The 20,847-nt window shown below is 63.4% G+C and carries 19 protein-coding genes; 6 read left to right on the top strand and 13 right to left on the bottom strand.

The annotated features are described in order from the left end of the window. Window positions 1-208: 208 nt before the first annotated feature. The 8 genes from LY631_RS03380 to LY631_RS03345 form a co-directional block, all read right to left on the bottom strand. Complete coding sequence (locus tag LY631_RS03380) at window positions 209-1,198, bottom strand: YeiH family protein (protein WP_274423692.1); 990 nt, start codon at window positions 1,196-1,198, stop codon at window positions 209-211. 55 nt (window positions 1,199-1,253) lie between these two features. Continuing rightward, window positions 1,254-2,255, bottom strand: coding sequence for an Ldh family oxidoreductase (locus LY631_RS03375; RefSeq protein WP_274423691.1), 1,002 nt, complete (start codon window positions 2,253-2,255; stop codon window positions 1,254-1,256). Continuing rightward, window positions 2,252-3,184, bottom strand: coding sequence for a hydroxyacid dehydrogenase (locus tag LY631_RS03370; protein WP_274423690.1), 933 nt, complete (start codon window positions 3,182-3,184; stop codon window positions 2,252-2,254). The genes LY631_RS03375 and LY631_RS03370 overlap by 4 nt, the downstream gene beginning before the upstream one ends. Before the next feature lie 25 nt (window positions 3,185-3,209). Then, complete coding sequence (locus LY631_RS03365) at window positions 3,210-3,713, bottom strand: tripartite tricarboxylate transporter TctB family protein (RefSeq protein WP_274423689.1); 504 nt, start codon at window positions 3,711-3,713, stop codon at window positions 3,210-3,212. Then, window positions 3,710-5,227, bottom strand: a complete 1,518-nt coding sequence (locus tag LY631_RS03360) for a tripartite tricarboxylate transporter permease (RefSeq protein ID WP_274423688.1) — start codon at window positions 5,225-5,227, stop codon at window positions 3,710-3,712. The genes LY631_RS03365 and LY631_RS03360 overlap by 4 nt, the downstream gene beginning before the upstream one ends. Before the next feature lie 69 nt (window positions 5,228-5,296). Next, a complete protein-coding gene (locus LY631_RS03355; protein WP_274423687.1) occupies window positions 5,297-6,244 on the bottom strand; it encodes a tripartite tricarboxylate transporter substrate binding protein in 948 nt (315 codons plus the stop codon). Window positions 6,245-6,384: 140 nt separating this feature from the next. Then, window positions 6,385-7,566 (bottom strand): UxaA family hydrolase, encoded by a 1,182-nt coding sequence (locus LY631_RS03350; RefSeq protein ID WP_274423686.1) that lies wholly within the window; start codon window positions 7,564-7,566, stop codon window positions 6,385-6,387. An 18-nt stretch (window positions 7,567-7,584) separates the two neighbouring features. Continuing rightward, a complete protein-coding gene (locus tag LY631_RS03345) occupies window positions 7,585-7,872 on the bottom strand; it encodes a UxaA family hydrolase (RefSeq protein ID WP_274423685.1) in 288 nt (95 codons plus the stop codon). A gap of 125 nt (window positions 7,873-7,997) precedes the next feature. Here LY631_RS03345 and LY631_RS03340 point away from each other — a divergent pair, with 125 nt between their 5' ends. Continuing rightward, on the top strand, window positions 7,998-8,735 hold the full coding sequence (locus tag LY631_RS03340) for a GntR family transcriptional regulator (RefSeq protein ID WP_274423684.1): 738 nt from the start codon (window positions 7,998-8,000) through the stop codon (window positions 8,733-8,735). On the opposite strand, the gene LY631_RS03335 is transcribed toward LY631_RS03340, so the two are convergent. The 5 genes from LY631_RS03335 to LY631_RS03315 all read right to left on the bottom strand — a co-directional run bounded on the left by LY631_RS03335 (window position 8,698) and on the right by LY631_RS03315 (window position 15,212). After that, a complete protein-coding gene (locus LY631_RS03335) occupies window positions 8,698-9,780 on the bottom strand; it encodes a LacI family DNA-binding transcriptional regulator (protein ID WP_274423683.1) in 1,083 nt (360 codons plus the stop codon). The genes LY631_RS03340 and LY631_RS03335 overlap by 38 nt on opposite strands. 10 nt (window positions 9,781-9,790) lie before the next feature. Continuing rightward, window positions 9,791-12,157: a GH116 family glycosyl hydrolase gene (locus tag LY631_RS03330; RefSeq protein WP_274423682.1), complete on the bottom strand. Its 2,367-nt coding sequence runs from the start codon at window positions 12,155-12,157 to the stop codon at window positions 9,791-9,793. A gap of 103 nt (window positions 12,158-12,260) precedes the next feature. Continuing rightward, the gene (locus tag LY631_RS03325; RefSeq protein ID WP_274423681.1) at window positions 12,261-13,346 is read right to left on the bottom strand and encodes a TRAP transporter substrate-binding protein; all 1,086 of its coding nucleotides are present in this window, start codon (window positions 13,344-13,346) and stop codon (window positions 12,261-12,263) included. 31 nt (window positions 13,347-13,377) lie between these two features. Continuing rightward, entirely contained in the window at window positions 13,378-14,664 is a 1,287-nt protein-coding gene (locus LY631_RS03320) for a TRAP transporter large permease (protein ID WP_274423680.1), read from the bottom strand. A 2-nt stretch (window positions 14,665-14,666) separates the two neighbouring features. Beyond that, complete coding sequence (locus tag LY631_RS03315; protein ID WP_274423679.1) at window positions 14,667-15,212, bottom strand: TRAP transporter small permease; 546 nt, start codon at window positions 15,210-15,212, stop codon at window positions 14,667-14,669. Between the two features lie 280 nt (window positions 15,213-15,492). On the opposite strand from LY631_RS03315, the gene araD reads away from it, so the two are divergent. From araD to LY631_RS03290, 5 genes are read left to right on the top strand one after another with little or no spacing between them, the layout of a single operon-like run. Then, complete coding sequence (araD, locus tag LY631_RS03310; RefSeq protein ID WP_274423678.1) at window positions 15,493-17,217, top strand: L-arabinonate dehydratase; 1,725 nt, start codon at window positions 15,493-15,495, stop codon at window positions 17,215-17,217. A gap of 20 nt (window positions 17,218-17,237) precedes the next feature. Beyond that, complete coding sequence (locus LY631_RS03305) at window positions 17,238-18,029, top strand: HpcH/HpaI aldolase family protein (protein WP_274423677.1); 792 nt, start codon at window positions 17,238-17,240, stop codon at window positions 18,027-18,029. Window positions 18,030-18,038: 9 nt separating this feature from the next. Beyond that, window positions 18,039-18,908 (top strand): SMP-30/gluconolactonase/LRE family protein, encoded by an 870-nt coding sequence (locus LY631_RS03300; RefSeq protein ID WP_274423676.1) that lies wholly within the window; start codon window positions 18,039-18,041, stop codon window positions 18,906-18,908. Window positions 18,909-18,915: 7 nt separating this feature from the next. Then, window positions 18,916-19,686 carry an SDR family NAD(P)-dependent oxidoreductase gene (locus tag LY631_RS03295; protein WP_274423675.1) on the top strand — a complete coding sequence of 257 codons (771 nt, stop codon included), beginning with the start codon at window positions 18,916-18,918 and terminating at the stop codon, window positions 19,684-19,686. Between the two features lie 38 nt (window positions 19,687-19,724). Beyond that, window positions 19,725-20,840: a Gfo/Idh/MocA family protein gene (locus LY631_RS03290; RefSeq protein WP_274423674.1), complete on the top strand. Its 1,116-nt coding sequence runs from the start codon at window positions 19,725-19,727 to the stop codon at window positions 20,838-20,840. Window positions 20,841-20,847 lie beyond the last annotated feature (7 nt).

Below are 20,847 nucleotides of genomic sequence, written 5' to 3'. Positions count from 1 at the left end.
AGTTTCAGAATGGGACACCAATCACTCTGGTTACCTGAGAGCCCTCAGCTTTCTTCCCGTTTATGGGGGTGCCGCGGGTCAGATCACCCGGCGACGCGCCAGATGCACTCGTGAAGGCAAATTCAGCAACACTGAACCTGGGTCGACGTGGCGGAGCGGATCGACCCGCCAGGGGGTTACTGGGATCGGTACATGGTATACGACCCCGTCAGACGAGCCGCGAAAGGCCCAGCGCGAAGAGCATCAGGAAGAGGGTTATCGAAACCACCACATTGATGTGTCCGGCGCCGAGCGCGAACATCTCCTTCAGAGCCGTCTTCATGCCGAGCGCGGCAATCGCCGTCACCAGCAGCCAGCGTGACAGCTCGGACAGGAAATCCGCCACCCGCACGGGAATGAAGCCGATACTGTTGAGCACGACAAGCGCGGCGAACAGAAGGACAAAACCGGGCAGTGACACGCCCTGGCTACCTTCGCCGCGGCGCACGAAAAGCATGATCGCGATCACCACGACGGGAAGGAGCGCGACGCGAAGCAGCTTAACGAAGGTCGCCGTATCGCCCGCCTGTTCGGAGACGGCATAACCCGCGCCCACGACCTGTGCCACATCGTGGATCGTCGCGCCGATCATGACGCCGATCTCCCGATCATCAAACCCCAGCGCGGAAAAGAGGATCGGATAGACGATCATGGCGATAGTGGAGAGACCCGTCACCGCGATCACGGTGAAAAGCGTGTCTTTTTCGCGCTCCGGCCGGTCCGGCAGCACGGCGGAGATGGCGAGCGCGGCCGAAGCACCGCAGATCGCCACCGCGCCACCGGTAAGCATGCCGAAGGTCCAGTGCCGGCGGAAAAGCCGCGCCATGAGAAGGCCGAAGCCGATGGTGGCGGTGACGCAGACAAGCACGAGCAGGACCGGCCCAAAGCCGAGCGCGCCGATGTCCTCGAATGTGATGCGCGCGCCCAAAAGCCCAACGCCGAGGCGCAGCAGGCTTTTTGATGAAAACTCGATTCCCGCGGCGCTGCGCGGCTCTTCCGACAGGAAATGAAGCGCCATTCCCAAAAGAAGGGCGAAGAGCATGACGGGCGCGCCGTAGTGCTCCGACAGGAAAGTCGCGGCGAGCGCGATGAGGAGCGCGAGCATGACGCCAGGCGCCAGCCCTTTCAGCCTTTCCAGGCGCTGTACATGGGTGGCCATCAGGAAAATGCTCAGATCACAAGAGGTCGAAGCGGCAATTGGGAATCCTTGTCCTTCACCGGCCGAGCACCTCGATCTGGCGCATCAACTCAGGGTCGGCGGGTATGCCTTCCTTCTCCAAATCCCTTTTCAGGGCTTGGCGGCGGCGGCCCGGCAGGCGCGCACCATCCATCTCCTCGATCAGCCGCGCCATTTCGGTGAAACGGGCCGTGGCGCCTTCGCCAAAGGCGGCCGGATCGATGGCGATCAGGGTCTGTCCGGTCCCGGGCGGGGTGCCCTCGCCCTCGAAGAAGGAGGTGGCTTCGTAGGCATAATTGGCACCGGTGAGCCCGGCGCACAGCATCTCGACCATCATCGCAAGCGCGGTACCCTTGGCGTCGCCCATGGGCACCATGGTGCCGGCGAGCGCGGCATCGGGATCGGAGGTCGGATTGCCGTCGGCATCGAGCGCCCAGCCCTCGGGAATTGGTTCGCCCTTCTGCTTGGCGGCCATGATCTTGCCGCGCGCCACCTTGGAAAGCGAAACGTCAACGACGAGCGGATCCGCGCCGTCGAGCGGCGCGGCGAATGCGATCGGGTTGGTGCCAAAGAGCGCCCGCTTTCCGCCCCAAGGCGCCATGGCGGCCGGCGAATTGGCGACCATGAGTCCGAGCAGGCCCGCTTCCGCCAGCCGCTCCACGAACAGCCCCGTAACCCCGCTGTGATGCGAGCGGCGAATGCCTGCAATGGCTACACCCTGTTTGCGCGCCGCACCGGGCAGCCATTCCAGCGCCAGCTCGAGCGCGGGATAGGCAAAGCCGTTGGCGGCGTCCACGGCCAGAGCACCCGGCCGGGTCTCCGCCTTTTGCGGCTCCGCCATGCCGTCCACTTTCCCACTCAGCGCCTGAGCGCAATAGGAGGGCATACGGCGGAGACCGTGCCCTGCCTGGCCGGCAAGCTCAGCGCCAATCAACGCGCGAGCGACGGCCTCGGCATTGGGTCTGGACGTGCGGCAGCGCATGAGCGTTTCGACGACCAGCCCGGTCGCCTCTTCGATCGACAATCGGTTTGAACTCATGCCTTGCCTCCGAGATGCTGAAGAACGCTTTCAGCGGTCTTTCGGCTGACGCGCACGTTCGATTCGTGCGTCACGCCGGCAATGTGAGGGGTGAGCACCATATTCTTGAGCCCGCGGAATTTCTCGCCGCTACCGGCTGATAGTGGCTCCTCCTCGAACACGTCGAGCGCCGCGCCAGCGATCTGCCCCTCGCGCATGGCCGCACAGAGAGCTTCCTCATCGACAATGCCGCCACGCGCGGCGTTGATGAGCACCGCCTCCTTCTTCATGCGGGCAAAGGCGGCGGCGTCGATTATGTGACGGGTATCCGGCGTCAGCGGCGTGTGGAGACTCACGGCATCGGCCTCGGCCAGGAGATCCTCGAGCGAGACGTTTCTTGCCGCCTCCCAGGCGGGATTGTCCGCCGGCAGAAACGGGTCATAGGCAATCACCGACATTCCGAGCGCATCCGCCCGGCGCGCCACCTCGCGGGCGATGGAGCCGAACCCAACAAGTCCGATCGTCCGGCCGGAGGCCTCACCGCCGATCAGGGCCTGGCGCGGCCAGGTTCCGCCGGCGACTGCGTCGCTCGCGTAATATGCGCCGCGCAGGAGGACGAGCGCCGTCGTGATGACATATTCGGCGACGGCCAGGTCATTGGCCCCGGTCGCGGGATACACCGTGACGCCGCGCGCCTTGCAGGCGTCCATATCGATATTGTCGAGCCCGACGCCGAGGCGACCGATGCATTCGAGCGCCGGCGCGGCCTCGAGCAAAGCTTCCCTTACCTGCGTGCGGTTGCGCACGATGAGCGCACGGGCCTTCTCCAAAGCCTGCGCAAGCTCGGCCGGACGGTCGACCAGGGTCGGCTCGTAGAGCGTATCGAAGCGCGCGCGCAGGTTTTCCACCGCGGCTTCATCCATAAACTCACTAATGACGATATCGGACATGGATGTGTAACAATCTCCCCGAGGGTTAGAACAGAAGGCCACGCGGCATAGGAATATTCAGCACGTTGGTCATGAGGAAGTAGAAGAAGGTCACCATGACCAGAACCGTCCCGAGCAAGATCCCGAGCCGCAGGGGCGAGAGGCGGGCGAAGGTGCCGGTGGCCATCAGAATCACACAGGCAATGAAACTCGTGACGAACATGCCGATGATTGGGAACAGAAGCGCCCAGCCGGCCATCACCGCAACCAGAACCAGCCGGCGGCCGAGCCCCTCGGCCTGCTCGGCCACGCTGCTGCCCCGTTCCAGCGATTTTCCGCTGCGGCCTGTTACGGATGCCAGAATCTGCAGGACCGCCAACGCCGCCATGACGGCGCCGATGGTGCGCGGGAACATGGCCGCCATGTCGCTCATGCCGAAACTGGTCACAAACGTATAGAGACCGACAATCAGGAAGAACACCGAGCCAACCGCGCCCGCCCAGTCCTTTTCGCCGGCAGGGGTGGTCTGGTTATCCGTATCCTGGCTCATGGGCGCACCTCTTTCGCCTTCCCGTTCGCGCGAAAGTGTCTGAAGATCGGCACGGCCAGCGTAATGACAATGAGCGCAACGATGCCCCAGCTGATCGGGCGGTTGAACAGAAGTTGGCCGGCGAAATCGCCGCGGGCCCCGCCGATCATGTAGGCGCGCATGAAGCCCTGCTCGGCGATCTGCCCGAGCACGAGGCCGAGGACGATGGGCGATGGGCCGTAGCCGGCGAGGCCGAGCAGCCAGCCCAGAAGCCCCATCGACACCATCACCACCACGTCGTGCGGATTGGCATGGATGGCAAAGCTGCCGACCACTGTCATGAAGGCGATCAACGGCACCAGCAGGCCCTTCGGCGTGTTGACGATAAACCGATAGGCATATCGCCCGATGAGGAGTCCCATCGGCAGCATCAACAGCGTGGCTATAAGTAGGCCGAACATGAAGACGTAGACGATGCCGCTTTGTTGGGTGAAAAGCTCCGGCCCGATGCGGATGCCCTGCACCAGCAGCGCACCGAGAATGACGGCGTCGGGCGGCGTACCTGGAATGCCCAGCACCAGGGTCGGAATGAAACCGCCGCCGACGGTGGCGTTATTGGCGCTTTCGGTGGCCAGAAGGCCGGCCGGCTCGCCCTTGCCGAAGCGCTCGGGATGACGGCTGGCGCGCCGCGCCTCCGAATATGACACGAGTGAGGCGATGGAGCCGCCGGCACCCGGCAAGATCCCCACCAACGTACCGATGATCGAGGAACGGATGAGATTGAAGCCGTTTTTGGCACAGATGCCGATCGCCTCGAAAAGACGGAAGCCACGGCCAAGCGGCGCAGGCTCCAGGTGCCGGTCCGGACGCGCGACCATGTCTATGAGAACAGGGATGCAGTAGAGGCCGATGAGTGCCGATACGATATCAATGCCACCCAGAAGCGCGGTGGTGTTGAAAGTATAGCGCGTATCGCCACCGATCACCGCGACGCCGATCATCGAGAGCGTCAAGCCAAATGCGCCTCCGATCAATCCCTTCAGCACATTGCCGGAGGAGAGGCTGGCAACCAGGGTGAGCCCCAGAATGGCCAGCCAGAAATATTCGCTGGAGTGAAAGGCGAGGGCAATCTGCGCCAGCATCGGCGAAAGGGTCATGAGCAGAATGGCGCCGACCACGCCGCCTGTCACGCTGGCAAGCGAGGCAAGCGTCATGGCGAGATCGCCATTGCCCCCCTTGGCCATCGGAAAACCGTCGAAAGTCGTGGCGATCGCCGAAGGCGTTCCCGGCGTATTGACGAGAATGGCGGCATAGGCTCCGCCATAGATCGCTCCCGTATAGATCGCGCCCAGCATGATCAGCCCTGAGGCCGGATCCATGGTGAAGGTGAAGGGCACTAGGACCGCAATCGCCATGGTCGCCGAAAGACCGGGAAGCGCGCCGATGACCGTGCCGAGAACGACGCCGATCAGCGCCAGAAAGAGATTGAACGGGCTGAAAGCCTGGGAAAGGACAAACCCGAAATCGATGTCCATGACCGGGTTCCTCGTTTGCAACAAGATCTCCGGCCGCGGGCAGCATCCCGCGGCCGGAAAGGATGTGTGTTACTCGTCGTTGAGCTGTTCGGCGATTTCGCCGTAAACCCGCTTCCGCTCCTCCATGAAGGCGTCCATTTCGTCGTAAGGGACGTCGAGCATGGCGAAGCCGGCTTCCTCCATCTGTGCGATAAATTCGGGATCGGCGTTGATCTCGCCGATGATGTCGGAGAGTTGCTGACGGATATCCTCCGGCGTCGACTCCGGCACCGCGATGCCGCGATAGGCGCCGCCGACCATGTCTATGCCAAGCTCCTTGAAGGTGGGCACATCCGGGAACAAGGGATGCCGCTCCTCCTGCGCGACGGCGAGCATGCGAACCTCGTCGCCCTGGCCCGCGGCAACGGTGGTGTAGCCCCACAGCATTTCGACCTCGCCGCCCAGCAGCCCCGGAATGGAAGCGCCAGTGCCGGTATATGGGATGTAGGTCAGCTGCGCGCCGGTCTCGTTGGCGAAGAGCTGATTGGCGATGTGGTTGGCCGAGTTCGTGGCGGAGCCGCCCGCCGTGAGAGCGCCCGGCGCCTCGCTGGCGGCATCAATGACGTCCTGCACGGTTTCGAACTCGCTGTCGGCGCGAACGATCAGCGCATCCGGCGTGAAGTGAAACATATAGACGTTGGTGAGATCGTCGGTCTCGTAACCCGGATCCTGAAGCAGCGGCTGCAGCACGATGTGGGGCAGGTTGGTGCCCATGATCGTGTAACCGTCGCCCGGCTGGTCGTTAAGCACGGACCAGGCCTGTGCACCGCCCGCGCCGGCCTGGTACTGGATAACGACATCCTGCCCGGTCACCTTGTTGAAATACGGCGACTGCAGGCGCGCGGAAATATCGCTTTCACCACCAGGATTGAACGGGATGATGTAGTTGATCGGCTTGTCCGGATAGGCCCAGGCGGCCCCCGAAACGCCGGCAAACGCCGCGGCCGCGGCCAGCATCGTTAGTTTCTTGAAGATCATGGTATTCCTCCCAACAGGTTTGAAGTCGGCATCAGGCGAAGCCTTCCTGCCGCCGAGACGACGGAGGCTTTGCAGCCACCGCCTTCTGCAGAATGGCATCGATTCGCGAAAATCCGAAGCGATGCCATTCTTTTTTGTCGTCAGGCGCTCCGGTAGAGCTTGGTCATGACGAACTCGCGATGACCGAGCGCCTCTGCGGCGGTGCTACGGCCATTGGCGGTCCGCGCGATCATATCGATCAGGGCGTCACCCGCGTTATCGAGCGTCATCTCGCGGCGCAGAATGCCGGAGACATCCACATCGATATGCTCGCCCATAGTGCGTACCGTGCGCGGATTGGCCGAGATCTTGATGACCGGGACGATCGGGTTGCCGACCACGTTGCCCTGGCCCGTGGGGAAGGTGTGGACCACGTAACCACCCGCCGCCATCAGCGTCACGCACTCGGCCGCGGCCGAAGAACTGTCCATGAAGTAGAGACCGTTCCCGGATTTCGGCGCCTCGGCCGGCTCGAGAATATCGATATACTTCGAAGTGCGGCCGATCTTTTCCAGGTTTCCGAGCGCCTTTTCCTCGATGGTCGTCAGACCGCCCTCGATATTACCCTTCGTCGGCTGGCTTTCGGAGAGGTCGTCGACCTTGTTCGCCTCGATCACCTCCTCCTGATAGGCCTTCCACATCTTGTACCAGCGCTCGCCCACTTCCGGATTGATGGCGCGGGCCTTGGCAATGTGCTCGGCGCCGGTGATCTCGGAAGTCTCGCCGAAGCAGCCATAGATGCCCTCCGGCAGAAGCTTATCGTACATGTTGCCGACGGTCGGGCAGGAACCCAGCCCCGTGGTGGTGTCACTCTCACCGCACTTGGTGGAAACCCACAACTCGGAGATGGAGCACTCCTCACGCTGCAGTTCGGTGGCGTAATGAACGAATTCCTTGGCCTTGCGGGAAGCGTCCATGACCGTCTTGTGGTCGCCGTTCTGCTCGATGGAGAAACCGACGACCGGCTTTCCCGTCTCGGCGATGCCGTCGACGATTCTCTTCGTCCAGCCGGGCTCGATGCCGATCACGACCACCGCCGCGACGTTCGGGTTCGCTCCGGTGCCGATCATGGTGCGGAAATGCAGATCGAGATCCGGGCCGAATTGCAGCCGGCCATAGGCGTGCGGCAGGGCCAGCGTGCCCTTGATGTTGTTGGCCACTGCCTCACAGGCGGCGTTGGAAATGTCATCGACCGGCAAAATGACCACGTGGTTGCGCACGCCGACACGGCCATTGTCGCGACGATATCCCTTGAAGGTGATATTCGAATACTTGGATGCCATTGAACTGCCCTCTTCGGCCTACCAGCGCTTGGTCTTGAGATTGTGGACGTGCACGTGTCCGCCCTTTTCGACGTCGGCGATGAACTTGCCGATGTCCTCGCCGTATTTGATCGCTGTATCGCCGTTCTTGAGATCCTTGAGCGCGATCTTGTGGCCGATCGGCACATCGGCCTTCGCCGTGAGTTGAAAGCTCGAATTATCGGCGGTGACGACGCACAGCATATCCGTGCCGGCCTTGAGGCCTTCCACGACGACGACGCCGACATTGTCCTGGTGCTCATGCACGAGAAGGTGCGGACTTTGCATCTTGTCTCTCTGCTATCTTACATTTAATGTCTTATATAAGATATAGGTCATAAGTTAGAAGCCATGTCAATCGGCGGGCACGCAAAAGGTCCGCAGCATTCTTCTCGCAAACGAGGGCACGCACCATGACCGAGGACACCAAGCCCAGGGCCTTCGGGTTCCGGCCCCTCTACCTCCAGGTCAGGGAGAGTCTGGTCCGCCGGCTGATTGACGGAAGCTGGCAGCCCGGCCAGCTCATTCCATCGGAGATGGAGCTTGCGCGCGAGCTCGGGATAAGCCAAGGAACCGTGCGCAAGGCACTCGACGTCATGCGGGCCGAAAACCTCCTCATCAGCCGCCAGGGGCGCGGAACCCGCGTGGCCGAGCCAGAGGAGAGCCGAATCCTCTTCCAGTTCTTCCACCTCGTGCCCGACAATGGAGAGCGCTCCTTTCCGAACTCGCGCGTGCTGCACCGGGACCGAGCGCGCGCGAGCAAGGCCGAGGCCGAAGGGCTCAATACAGAAGCGGGCGCGGAGGTCTGGCGGATCGAGCGTGTGCGCACGCTCGAGGACGCCAAGCCGCTGCTGATCGAAACGATCACTTTGCCGGCCGCGCGCTTTCCCGAATTCGAGGCACTCGCGGCGATCCCCAACAATGTCTACCGGCTCTATTCCCAGACCTGGGGAATCACGATCGGCGGCGCATCGGAGGCGCTGAAGGCGATCAGCGCAAGCGCCGAGGACGCGCGCGTTCTCGGCTGCGCGCCCGGAACGCCACTGCTGGAGATCTCGCGCACGGCTTTCGATCTCGCGCAGGCGCCCGTCGAACTGCGCGTCTCACGCTGCCTTACCGAGCAGGCGCATTATCGTGCCGACCTGAGATAGCAGAGATCGCGCCGCGAGCGGAGCTTTCCCGGACAGTGAGCTCGAAGCCAAGATCGATCCGGATACGGCCCTCGTCCCCGCTGTCGGGCCCTGCCAGAATCTGGTCAGCGACGCGCTCGCCAATGTCCGTGCGCGGCGGCGCGACCGTGCTCAACGCCGGCACGCTGTCACGCCCGAAGTCAAGATCGCCAAAGCCAATCAGAGCCACGCGGTCGGGAACCGCGATGCGGCTTCGCTGGGCCTCGAAGAGCGCACCGAGCGCCAGAAGGTCGTTCGAGAAGACAATTCCGTCAACTGAAGGACGTCGCCTTAAAAGTTCGGCAAAAGTAGCACCGGCTGCCGCGGTTGAGGCTTCGTGGCCAATATCGATGATTTCCGGCGGCGCCATTTCGCTGTGGCTGCGCAAGGTCTCCGCATAGCCTTCCGCGCGTTGCGCCGCGCGCTGGTCACGCTCGAGGCGCGCGCCAATAAAAGCGATCTCGCGCGCGCCGTTCTCGATCAGGTGGCGTGCCTGCATGCGGCCGACATCCCCATGGGAAAAGCCCACGAGCCGGTCGATCGGCTGCGGTCCGAGCTCCCACATCTCCACCACCGGAATATCCGTGGCTTCGAGCATGCGCCGCGTCGTCCTGCTGTGGTGAAGCCCGGTCAGCACCATCGCGCCCGGCGACCAGGAGAGAAAGGTGCGGACGAGCTGCTCCTCCGTTTCCGGATCGTAGTCGGTATGGCCGATCAGCATCTGGTAGTTCTCGGCCCAGAGCCTGGCCTGTAACGCCGTCACCGTGTCTGCGAAGAAGGAATTGACGATGGAAGGAACAACGACGCCCACGACGCGCGTGCGCGTTGCCGCCAGAGCACCAGCCATGAGATTGGGAACGTAATTCAGGCTGTCGATGGCCTTTTGCACGCGGGTTCCGAGCTTGGGAGAAACCTCCTCCGGCGCACGCAGGTAGAGCGACACGGTGGATGGCGCCACGCCGGCCATGCGCGCGACGTCGGTCATCGTTGTGCGGTTGGTGCCGCGCCTGCGGCGGTTTCCACTCATCGTGCTCCTTTCAATCGCCGGCCATCATCGCCCAGAGGGCAAGTGGACGCATATTGAGCGGTGCCCGGAAACAACCCTGTCCATCCCACGCCGCCGGCGTGCGAAACTGAAGGCGGGCAGTCTCGTCATGATGGCGGGTCATCGCTGACAGCACGTTGCGTGATTCCTCGATCAGCCCCCAAGCACGCAAGCAGCCGGCCAGAACATAGCCCGAGCCAACCAGAACCTCGTTCACCTGAAGTTCCTCTCCACCATCGCGTTCATAGTCCGTCACGCCCGGCTCCGCCACCAGAAGCGGTCCGAAGCGCCCCTCTCCAAAAGCCAGGAAATTGGTCTCGTATACGCGCCCGAGGTGCGCCCGCGCCGTGTCGGGCGGGATGAGATCGTCAATGCCCATGAGCAGCGCCTGCCATGGACCGAAGAGGGCGTCGGCCTGGGTGGCGTCGCGGTATTTTCCGTCGCTATTGGTGCGGTAGAAGGAGCCGGTCCAGAGCGTCTGCAACGTCTCGCCCGCGCGCGCCCGCAAATCGGAATAACGCCGCGCGCCTTCAGAATCCCCCTGTCCGGCAGCCAGGCGCTCCATCACTGCCCAGGCGGCCAGGCACAGCCCGGCTGCATAGGTCGAGTGGCCTCTCATGTCGAGGTTGTCCCAGGTGCTGTCACCGAAATCGCTGTGCCGTGGCACTCCCTCGCCATGGACGTCCTGCGCGATGGTGAAGGCCGCGGCTTGCGTCAGGGCCGCATAGTCATCGGCGGTGACCGATTGCCCCGTGATCTGGCGGTGCAGCGCGAAGGCGACGATGAAGGCGGGGTTGTGATCCTTCCAGAGGTTAGGATCGTCGCGCATGACATAGCCGTTCAATCTCACGAACGGGTCTTCCGGCGGCGCGCCGAGATCATGCGGCAGCTTGCCCTCTACCAGTATCGGCTCCATGGTTTCGGTGCGGTAGACGATGCGCTGGCGCTCATCCCTCATCGCTATGGTATCGATGAAATCCTGAAACACGCTTTCGGCAAGCCGCGGGTAGGTCAGGCTGAGCGCAGGGGCCGCGTAGACCCACAGATCCAGCGTATTGTAGTAATAATAGCCGGAGTCGAAGCCCTCCAGCAGCCCGAAATGCGCCGGATTGCGCAATTCCTTCCGCTCGGGTTTGTCCAGAGCCTCGGCAAGATATGCCGTACCGCCGCCAGTGAGAAAAGCGAGCTGATTGATCGCGGCTGGCGCGATTTCAGTGTTGCGTTCCAGCATCCTGTCCTGCCACGCCCCGATCCGCTCCAGCCAATCTTCGCGCGCGTCGAGCGCCCGGGCAGCAAGGCGCGAACCGTTGTTGCCCTCTCGCCCCACGGTTTCCGTGTAAGCGCGCCACCAACGCCGGCCCATGCCGAAGCGGACGACCGGCACATCCATGGCGATCGCGAAATGGATTGGCGCCGGTGCTTTCTCTTTCATGGTGACGCGGCCGGCGATCGCGCTCGCCAGCGGCTCATGCCAGTGGGCGCTCCAGCTTTTGTCGTAACCGGCCCAGCCGGTCCCGCCGGCAAAGGCCGCCTCCATATGGGCAATGGTGTAGCGCTGTTCGGCATCGGGGCGACCGAGTGCGTTCTGGTCCGCCTTGAAGCTGAGGGCCCGAGACAGTTCCCAGCCCGTCCCCTCGGCCATCAGCGCGACTTCACCGGGCGGGATCGTGTCGATATCAAGGCTCTCCCGCGTCTGGACAATGCCCAGCCGGCCGGCGCCTTCCTTCGCATCGTGGTGAACCTGTCCTGCGTGGCTCTGGTTCGGCCACAGGATGCCCTCGCGACGGGCTGGCGTCATGGGCGGTAGCGACCAGCCGAGCAGGTTAGGCCAGCAAAGCCCGATTGCAACGTCCGACTCTTCCGTGCCGCGCGGCGCGACATGAGCGGAGAACAGAGTGACCGGCAGCGCGGAGGACGCCTCATCTTCCGGCAGCAACGGTGAAAAATATTCCAGTGTCAGCACGAAGGGCAAAGCCGGATCGTCATAGGTCTCGACGACCAGCGGATAAAGAACCGCAACGCTGCGCGTGAGCGCATCGAAGCCGCCGGGGCCTTCGCGGAGGCGGCGATATCCCGCGCCGCTTGCCGTGCGCCAGCGCAGCATGAAGAATGCCGCGTCGATGTCCTGATGACCGTGGCGGCCGGGCTCGAGCTGCCAGCGCGAGAAGCTGCCCTTCAGACCGCGCGCGAAATTCGGCCCCCCAAGACCACCGAGGAACGGCCCGCAATCCGGCCCGTCATCATGGCTTCGCTCGCGGGCGCGGGCTCCGGCCGCGGGTTCGCCCCGGCCCGGCTCGTAACGAAAGCCGTAGCGGTGAGCACGGTCGAAATGGGCGTCGCTCAGATATTCGGAAGCCATTACTGTCGATGACCTCGCTTGGAATGGTAAGAAAAGCGCCAGTGCGATTGCACCGGCGCTCTTCGCGATCCGCCCGGAGGAGGAGGAGGGCGGACCGTTGCAGTTACTGCATCGCTGAGGCGCGGGACTCTTCCACCTGGCTCTCGGCCCGATCGATCGCGGCCTGGAAAGCATCGAGGAATTCCTGCCCGTCCTCGCCAAACTCTTCCAGATACCAGTCACGGATCGGTTCAGCCGCGGTGCGGAACTGCTCCGCTTCCTCTTCCGTCGGCGTGTAGATCTCGCCGCCGCCGTCGGTCCACGCTTTGAAGGACTCCAGCTCCTTGCGCGGCTGGATACCGAACTGGACGGTGGACATCATGGCTGCGCCGTCGAGCACGACCTGCTGCTGCTCTGGCGGCAGCGAGTCGAACACCTGCTTGCCCATGACCCACATGGAGGCCATGTAGGCGTGGCCATCGAGGGTGAGATATTTCAGCTGCTCGTTCAGATTGGCGTTGACAATGTCGCTGATCGAGTTCTTCGAGCCGTCGACCACGCCGGTCTGCAGGGCGGTATAGACCTCCAGCCACGGAACGGGGGTCGGAGAGCCGCCCATTTCCTCGACGAGCTGCTGTTGAATCTGCGATTCGATGGTGCGGAAACGCAGACCCTCGACATCGGCTGGGGAGCGGATCTCGCGCTGCGTATTGGCGAAATTGCGCCAACCGCCGGTCTGGGTCATGGAAAGAACCATGATGTCGCCGCCGGAGGACTCCAGCACCTTTTCACGGATGAAGCGGTTGAACTCCGGATCCTTCAGTGTCAGCTCCGCAACGCGGTCGCCGGAAAGCATGTAGGGAATATCCATACCCTGGATCGGCGGATAAATCGCCGACGTGCCGCCGGCCGTCGCCGTATAAATGTCGAGCACGCCGGTGCGGATCGATTCGAAGCACTCGTTGGCCGAGCCGCACAATTGGGCGCCGACAAAGATGTTGACGGTGACTTCCCCGCCGGTCCGGCTTTCCACGTAGTTCTTGAACACCTGCGCGGCATCGTATTCCTCATCCTGCTCGTTGGCGAGGAAGGTCAGGTTGAGCTCCACCGCGCTGGCGGCCTGCGGCGCAAGCGACACAAGGAGCGTAGTGGCGGAGCCCAGAAGTATGGCGCGTGCACGTGCGCCCAAGTTCATGGATTTCAGAATCATTGAGAATCCTCCCTTTGGTTGATCATAACTCTCACACATACCCGAGCATCCGTGGCATCCACAGAACGAGCTCGGGGAAATAGACGAGTGCGGCGACCACCGCGACCTCGAACAGGAAATAGGGGATCAGGTCCCAGGAAATGCGTTCGATACGCTCGCCGGAGACGCCGGAGACCACGAAAAGCACCAGTCCCAGGGGTGGCGTTATCAGCCCCAGGATCAGCACGATGCACATCACCACGGCAAAATGAATGGGATCGACCCCGACGCCGACCATGACCGGAGCCAGGATCGGGCCGAGAATGAGGATCGCCGGTCCGGCATCCATGATGGTACCGATCACGAAAAGGAACGCGACAACGACGAAGAACAGGGTCAGCGGATCCGAGGTTAGGCCGAGGACAAATCCGCTGACCATCTGCGGCGTCCCCTTGAGGCTGACAACGGAAGCGAAGGCAACCGCAGCGCCGACAAGCAGAAGCACCACCGCCGAGCGCAGAGCGGCCGCGCGGAAGAGATCCGGCAGATCGGAAAACCTGATCTCGCGCGTGATGAACAGGCCCAGAAGCAGCGCGTAAAAGGCAGCAACAGCCGCCCCTTCCGTCGGTGTGAAGACGCCGCCGACAATCCCGCCGATCAGGATGACGGGGGTGAGCATCGGCAGAAAGGCACGCTTGCCCTCCTCCCAGCATTCGCGCCAGGTGGCGCGGGGGGACGGCTCGGGAAAGCTGCGGAAACGCGCGACGATTGCCACCACGACCATCAGACCGAAGCCGATGATGAGACCGGGAATGATGCTCGCTGCGAACATCGCCGCCACCGAGACATTCATGATGAAGGCGTAAAGGATCATCAGCCCACTTGGCGGGATGATGCTGGCGAGCACCGCCGAGGCCGCGGTGATGGCCGCCGAGAAGGACTTGCTGTAGCCGGCCTGGTGCATACCCGGAATCATCACGCCGCCGAGTGCGGACGCATCGGCAACGGCCGACCCAGAACCGCCGGCCAGCATGATGGAGGAGGTGACGGAGACCTGGCCGAGACCCGCCCGCCGATGCGCGACAAAGGTTTCGGCGAAGCGCACGATGCGCTGGGTCACGCCGCCGGCCGTCATCAGGTCACCGGCGAGGATGAAAAACGGCAGTGCCATGAGGGGAAAGCTGTCCATGCCCGCAAAGAGGCGTTGCACAAGCAGGTTCAGGAACCGGAAATTTCCCTCGATCACCAGCGCCATGGCCGGCGCCATCAGCATCACAAAGATGATCGGCGCGCCGACGACCAGAAGTAGGAAGAAGAAGTAAAGGTAAAGCGCAGCCATGGTTAGGCGCCCGCTCCCGTCGAGCTGCCGAAGACATGCACCTCGTAGCGCCCCGGACGTGCCAGATTTCCGGCGATCCGCAGCAGCCGCTCGAGCGAGCAGAGCGCAACGAGTGTAAAGCCGACGGGCATGATGGCGTAGACATAGATCAAGGGGATCCTGAGCGCCAGCGTCTCGCTGCGCGCCGCGCCCATGGTCAGATTGTAGGAATAATAGACCGCACCGCACAAAAGCAGGAATATCGCCAGTTCGATGACAAGGCCGATCCACCTGTAGACCGCGGATTTTTCGATGGGGGCGACGAAGAGGTCGAGACTGACATTCAGAGCCTTGCGGTGCGCGGTGGGGAAGTAGAGAAAGCCCATCCACACCATCATGGTGCGTGACAGTTCCTCCGTCCAGGCAAAGCCGCTGTTGAGCGCGTAGCGGAAGAAGACGTGCACGACGACGACGGCCAGCATGCTCGCCAGCAAAGCCCCGGCCGCATAACCGCAGACGCGGGTCACCACAGTATTGATACGCTCCAAGACCTGGATGAATGCATCCATAACGTCCTCCCGCCTGCGCGTATTCGGCCATTTCGAATGTGGCCGCCTAGCATATCGTAGCGCTTCGAAATTCACGCTAGCAAGGCCGCCAACCTTTGTCAAACTCCCTGCCCCGCTGAATGCAAGTCGTACATATGAGGCTATCACTACACCCTCAATGCGCTGAATTCTAACGAACTGGCAAGTTCTTCATGACCGATTTGACAGGTGGGGTAATTTCGGTTCTATAATCGTAGCGCTACGATTTTTTGTCACAAAGGCGGCAGGAGCAGGGGCGAAGATGGCACCGAAGTCGATAGGCGAGTTGCGCAGCCAGCGCTGGTTCGCGGCTGCCGATATGCGCGCCTTCGCCCACCGGCAGCGCACGCAGCAGATGGGCCTGCGGCGCGAGGAGTTCATGGGCAAGCCCGTCATCGCCATCCTCAACACCTGGTCGGATATGAGCCCCTGCCATGCCCATCTACGCGATCGCGCCGAGGCGGTGAAACGCGCCGTGTGGGCCGCGGGCGGCTATCCGGTCGAACTGCCGGCGCTTTCGCTCGGCGAGGTGATGGTCAAGCCCACCACCATGCTCTACCGCAATCTCCTGTCGATCGAGGTGGAAGAGCTTCTGCGCTCGCATCCCATCGATGGCGCGGTCCTTTTGGGCGGATGCGACAAGACCGCGCCTGGCCTCGTCATGGGCGCGCTCTCAATGGACATACCGGCCATCTTCTGTCCGGCCGGTCCCATGCTCAACGGGCGCTGGAAGGGGCAGGTTCTGGGTGCGGGAACGCACACCCGCAAATACTGGGACGATCTGCGCTCCGGCGAGATCACCCAGGAGGATTGGGTCGATCTCGAAAGCCGGATGACCCGCTCGCACGGCACCTGCAACACGATGGGAACGGCGTCCACCATGACGTCCATCATCGATGCCATGGGCCTCACCCTGCCCGGCGCCTCCTCTATCCCGGCTGCCGATTCGGGCCACATTCGCATGGCTTCAGCCTGCGGCGAGCAGATCGTCGAAATGGTCTGGGCCGACCGCAAGCCGTCGAGCTTCCTGACGCGGGCCAATTTCCTCAACGGCGCCCGGGTGTATATGGCCCTCGGGGGCTCCACCAACGCCGCCATCCATCTGATCGCCATGGCGGGCCGGGCGGGAGTGGAACTTTCGCTGGACGATCTGGACACCATCGCCCGCGAGGTGCCGGTGCTGGCCAATATCCGCCCATCCGGCGAGCGCCTGATGGAGGACTTCTATTACGCGGGCGGCCTGCCCGCATTACTCAAGCGCCTGGAGGCCGTGCTCGACCTGGAAGCGGGAAACGTTCTGGGCGGGACCGTCTCGGACACGCTGACTATAGCCGAATGTTACGATGACGATATGATCCGGCCGATGGACCGGCCGGTCAAGGAAGGCGCTGCGCTTGCCGTCCTGAAGGGCAATCTGGCCCCCACGGGAGCTGTCATCAAGCCGAGTGCGGCCAACCCGCGTCTGGCCCGTCATACCGGCCGCGCAGTCGTGTTCGAAGATTACCCCGACCTCGTTGCGCGCATCGACGATCCCGCGCTGGAGGTCACGGCCGACTCGGTCCTGGTGCTGAAGAACGCCGGCCCGAAGGGCGCGCCCGGCATGCCCGAATGGGGTGCTTTGCCTATCCCGAAAAAGCTGCTCGCCGAGGGCGTGCGCGACATGCTTCGCATCTCAGACGCTCGAATGAGCGGTACGCATTACGGCACCTGCGTTCTGCATGTCAGCCCCGAATCGGCCGTCGGCGGTCCGCTGGCGCTGGTGCGTAACGGCGACGAAATCGCGCTCGACGTGGAGGCACGCAGCCTCGACCTGCTGGTGGACGAGCCCGAACTTAAGCGCAGGCGCGCCGAGTGGACGCCACCTGAGCCGAAAACCCGACGTGGCTATACCGGGCTCTACCAAGACCACGTCATGCAGGCCGACCAGGGATGCGACTTCGCCTTTCTGGACGGCGGGCCCGCTCAGGGCGAGCCGGATATCTTCTGATAAACGAGAAAGAAGCACCCATGGATCTGCAGCAAAATCGTTTCAAGCAATGGTTCCGGAACCCGCCTGAGCGCCGGCCCCTGGGCTCGTGGCTCATGGCAGCCAGCCCCGTCACCGCCGAGGCGATGGGTTTTGCCGGCTTCGACTTTCTCGTGCTGGATATGGAGCACGTGCCCGTGGACGTGCCGCAGGCCGCAGCGCTGATGCAGGCGATCGCCGGCACGCCGGCCGAGACGATGGTGCGCCTGCCCTGGAACGATCCCATCCTGGTCAAGCGCGTCATGGATGCCGGCGCGACGACGCTGATGTTCCCCTTCATACAGAATGCCGAGGAAGCGCAAGCAGCCGTTTCTTCGACGCGCTATCCGGGCCGCGGGACGCGCGGCGTGGCCGCGATGCACCGCGCCAGCCGCTATGGCATGGTGGACGATTACCTCAACCGTGCCGACGACGAGATCGCCGTCATCCTGCAGATCGAGACGCCGGAGGCGCTTGAGCGCCTGCCGGAAATCGCTGCGGTGGAAGGGGTGGACGCGCTGTTCATCGGGCCCGGCGACCTTTCAGCGGCCATGGGGCACAAGGGCGGGATCGGCCATCCGGATGTTCAGGCGGCCCTTCGGGAGGCCGTTGAACGTGCCGGCCAGGCGGGCAAGCCGTGTGGGATTGTCGGCGCGACGCCGGAACTGGTGAATGGCTACATCGACGCGGGCTACGCCTTTGTCGCCATTGCCTCGGATCTGGCGCTGATGATGGGTGCAGCCCGCAAGGCGATTGCCGGTGTGAACGCGGGTAAGCCCGCCGAGGAAAGCTGAGGACGCAGAATGGCTTTCGAGACAGTGCTCAACGCCCAGGCCGCGCTTGGCGAATGCCCGGTCTGGTCCGTCCGGGAAGGCGTGCTTTGGTGGGTGGATATCGAAGGCCCCAGCCTCAATCGTTTCGACCCCGAAACGGGCGAAAACACCGCGATCTCCATGGACGAGAACATCGGCTGCATCGGTATTCGCAACGGCGGCGGTTTCATCGCCGGCCTGCGCTCCGGCCTGTGGCTGCTTGGCGAGGACGGCAGCAAGCAGCAGTTTATCGCAAATCCGCAGGAAGACACCGCGATCAGCCGCTTCAATGATGGCCGCGTCGACCCCTGGGGGCGTTTCTGGGCCGGCACGATGTATGAGCCGCGGGACCGGCCGGCGGCCAACCTCTACCGCGTGGATGCCGACCTTTCATGCCATCGTCTCGCCGGCGAGATAAAGGTCTCGAACGGCGTGGCCTTCGCGCCCGACCGGCGCACGGCCTTTCACGCCGATACCCGCGCCCACGTGATCTATCGCTATCCGCTCGATCCGGCGACCGGCGAAATCGGTGAACGGTCCGTGTTCCACCGCTTCCCCGACGACAACGGACGGCCCGACGGGGCGGCGGTTGATGCGGAGGGTTGCTACTGGTCGGCGCTTTACGAGGGCGGACGCGTTGTGCGGCTTTCGCCGGAGGGCGAGCTTCTGGAGGAATACCCGGTGCCGGCGCGCTGTCCAACCATGTGCGCCTTCGGCGGCAGCGATCTGAAAACGCTTTACGTCACCTCGGCGCGCCATGGCCGCTCGGCGGAAGAACTGGCCGATTGGCCGCAGTCCGGCAACCTCTTTGCCATAAGCACCGATGTGGCAGGCCAACCCGAACCCCTATTCGCAGGATAATCCGATAATGACGGCCGACTACAGAACCGTACGGTACAGTTCGCTTTTCGGCGCGCGCGTGCTTATCACCGGTGGGGCAAGCGGCATCGGCGCCGAGATTGCTCGGGCCTTCGTCGCCCAGGAGGCGCAGATCGGCATTCTGGACATCGACCAGGCGGCGGGGGAGGCGCTTGTGGCGGAACTCGGCGAGGCTACCGTCTTCCGCGCCTGCGACCTGCGGGATGTCGAGGCGCTGCAGGCGGCCATCGTCGCGCTTTCGGAGCAGCGTGGCGCCTTCACCGTGCTCGTCAACAATGCTTCGCGCGACGACCGCCATGCCTTTGAAGACCTTTCGGCGGATTACTGGAATGATTGTCTGGCGACGAACCTGTCGCACCACGTCTTCTCCAGCCAGGCTGTGCTCGAGGGCATGAAGGCAGCCGGAGGGGGCTCGATCATCAATATGGGTTCGGTGAGCTGGATGCGCGGCAAACCCGGCATGGCCGGCTACACCACGTCCAAGGCGGCCATCAACGGCCTGACGCGCACCCTCGCCAGCGAGCTTGGCCCCTTCGGCATTCGCGTCAACTCGGTGGTGCCGGGCGCCGTGCTCACCGAAAGGCAGCAGCGTCTCTGGCGCACGCCCGAGATGGACCGCGAAATCGAAGAGCGGCAGGTGCTGAAGATGACGCTCGAGCCGGAGCATGTGGCGCGCATGGTGCTGTTCCTCGCATCGCAAGAATCAGCCGCCTGCACGGGCCAGAATTTCATCGTCGATGCGGGCATCACGCTGGGCTGACCGGCGGTCCGCAGGGCGTTCACTAGCAAGGAGAAATCATGAGTACGATCCGCTACGGTCTCGTTGGCGCGGGCATGATGGGTCAGGAACACATTCGCAACATCGCGCTTCTGGACGGTGCGGAAGTCGTCGCCATCGCCGACCCGGACGAGGCGATGCGCCAAAAAGCGGCCGATCTCGCAGGCCCGGGCACTCGCAGCTTCACCAGCCATCGCGACTTGCTTTCGGCCGATCTGTGCGACGTCTATGTCGTCGCCGCGCCCAACGACCTGCATCTTTCGTTGATGCGGGATCTCATGGCGACGGACAAGCCGATTCTCTGCGAGAAGCCGCTGGCCACAAACACCCGCGACTGCTTGGAATTGATGCGGTTGGCCGAGCGGCGGTCAGCCCCTGTATGGGTGGCGATGGAATACCGCTACATGGCGCCGATCACCCGGTTGATCGAGGAGGTGCGAGCCGGTCGCGCCGGCACGCCGCGCATGGTGAGCATTCGCGAGCATCGCTTCCCGTTCCTTCCCAAGGTGGACGATTGGAACCGCTTCAACGCGCGCACCGGCGGCACGCTGGTCGAAAAATGCTGTCACCTGTTCGATCTCATGCGCCATATCCTCGACGCCGAGCCGGTGCGGCTCTTCGCGACCGGAGGGGCGGACGTCAATCACCGCGACGAGCGCTATGACGGCCAGGTGCCTGACATTCTCGACAACGCCTATGTCTGCATCGACTTTGCAGGTGGCACACGCGGCATGCTCGATTTGTGCATGTTTGCCGAGGGAGGGCGCTGGCAGGAAGAGGTCATGGTAGCCGGAGATGTCGCCCGCCTCCAGGCACTTGTCCCGGGGCCGGCCCGCTTTTCCCGGCACGGCAAGGAACGCGCGGCCGAATTTGTCGTCGCCAACCGAAAGGAGAAGGAGGAGCTGCGCGAGACCGTGGCCGTGGACGAAAAGATCCTGCGCGCCGGCGATCATCACGGCTCGACCTTCTTTCAGCACGAGCGTTTCCTGGAACTGACCCGGCGCGGGGCCGGCAAGCCGGAGGTCGGCCTTTTCGAAGGGTATTGGTCGGTTCTGATTGGGGAAGCGGCCGAACATTCCGTTCGCACCGGGCAGCCCGTCGATCTACGCCAGTTCGCGCGTGACGCCGCTGCCTGACGCCAGA

It is taken from the genome of Chelativorans sp. YIM 93263 (genome assembly GCF_028767125.1).
Lineage (GTDB): Bacteria > Pseudomonadota > Alphaproteobacteria > Rhizobiales > Rhizobiaceae > Chelativorans.
This window is presented reverse-complemented; position numbering and strand designations above follow the sequence as displayed.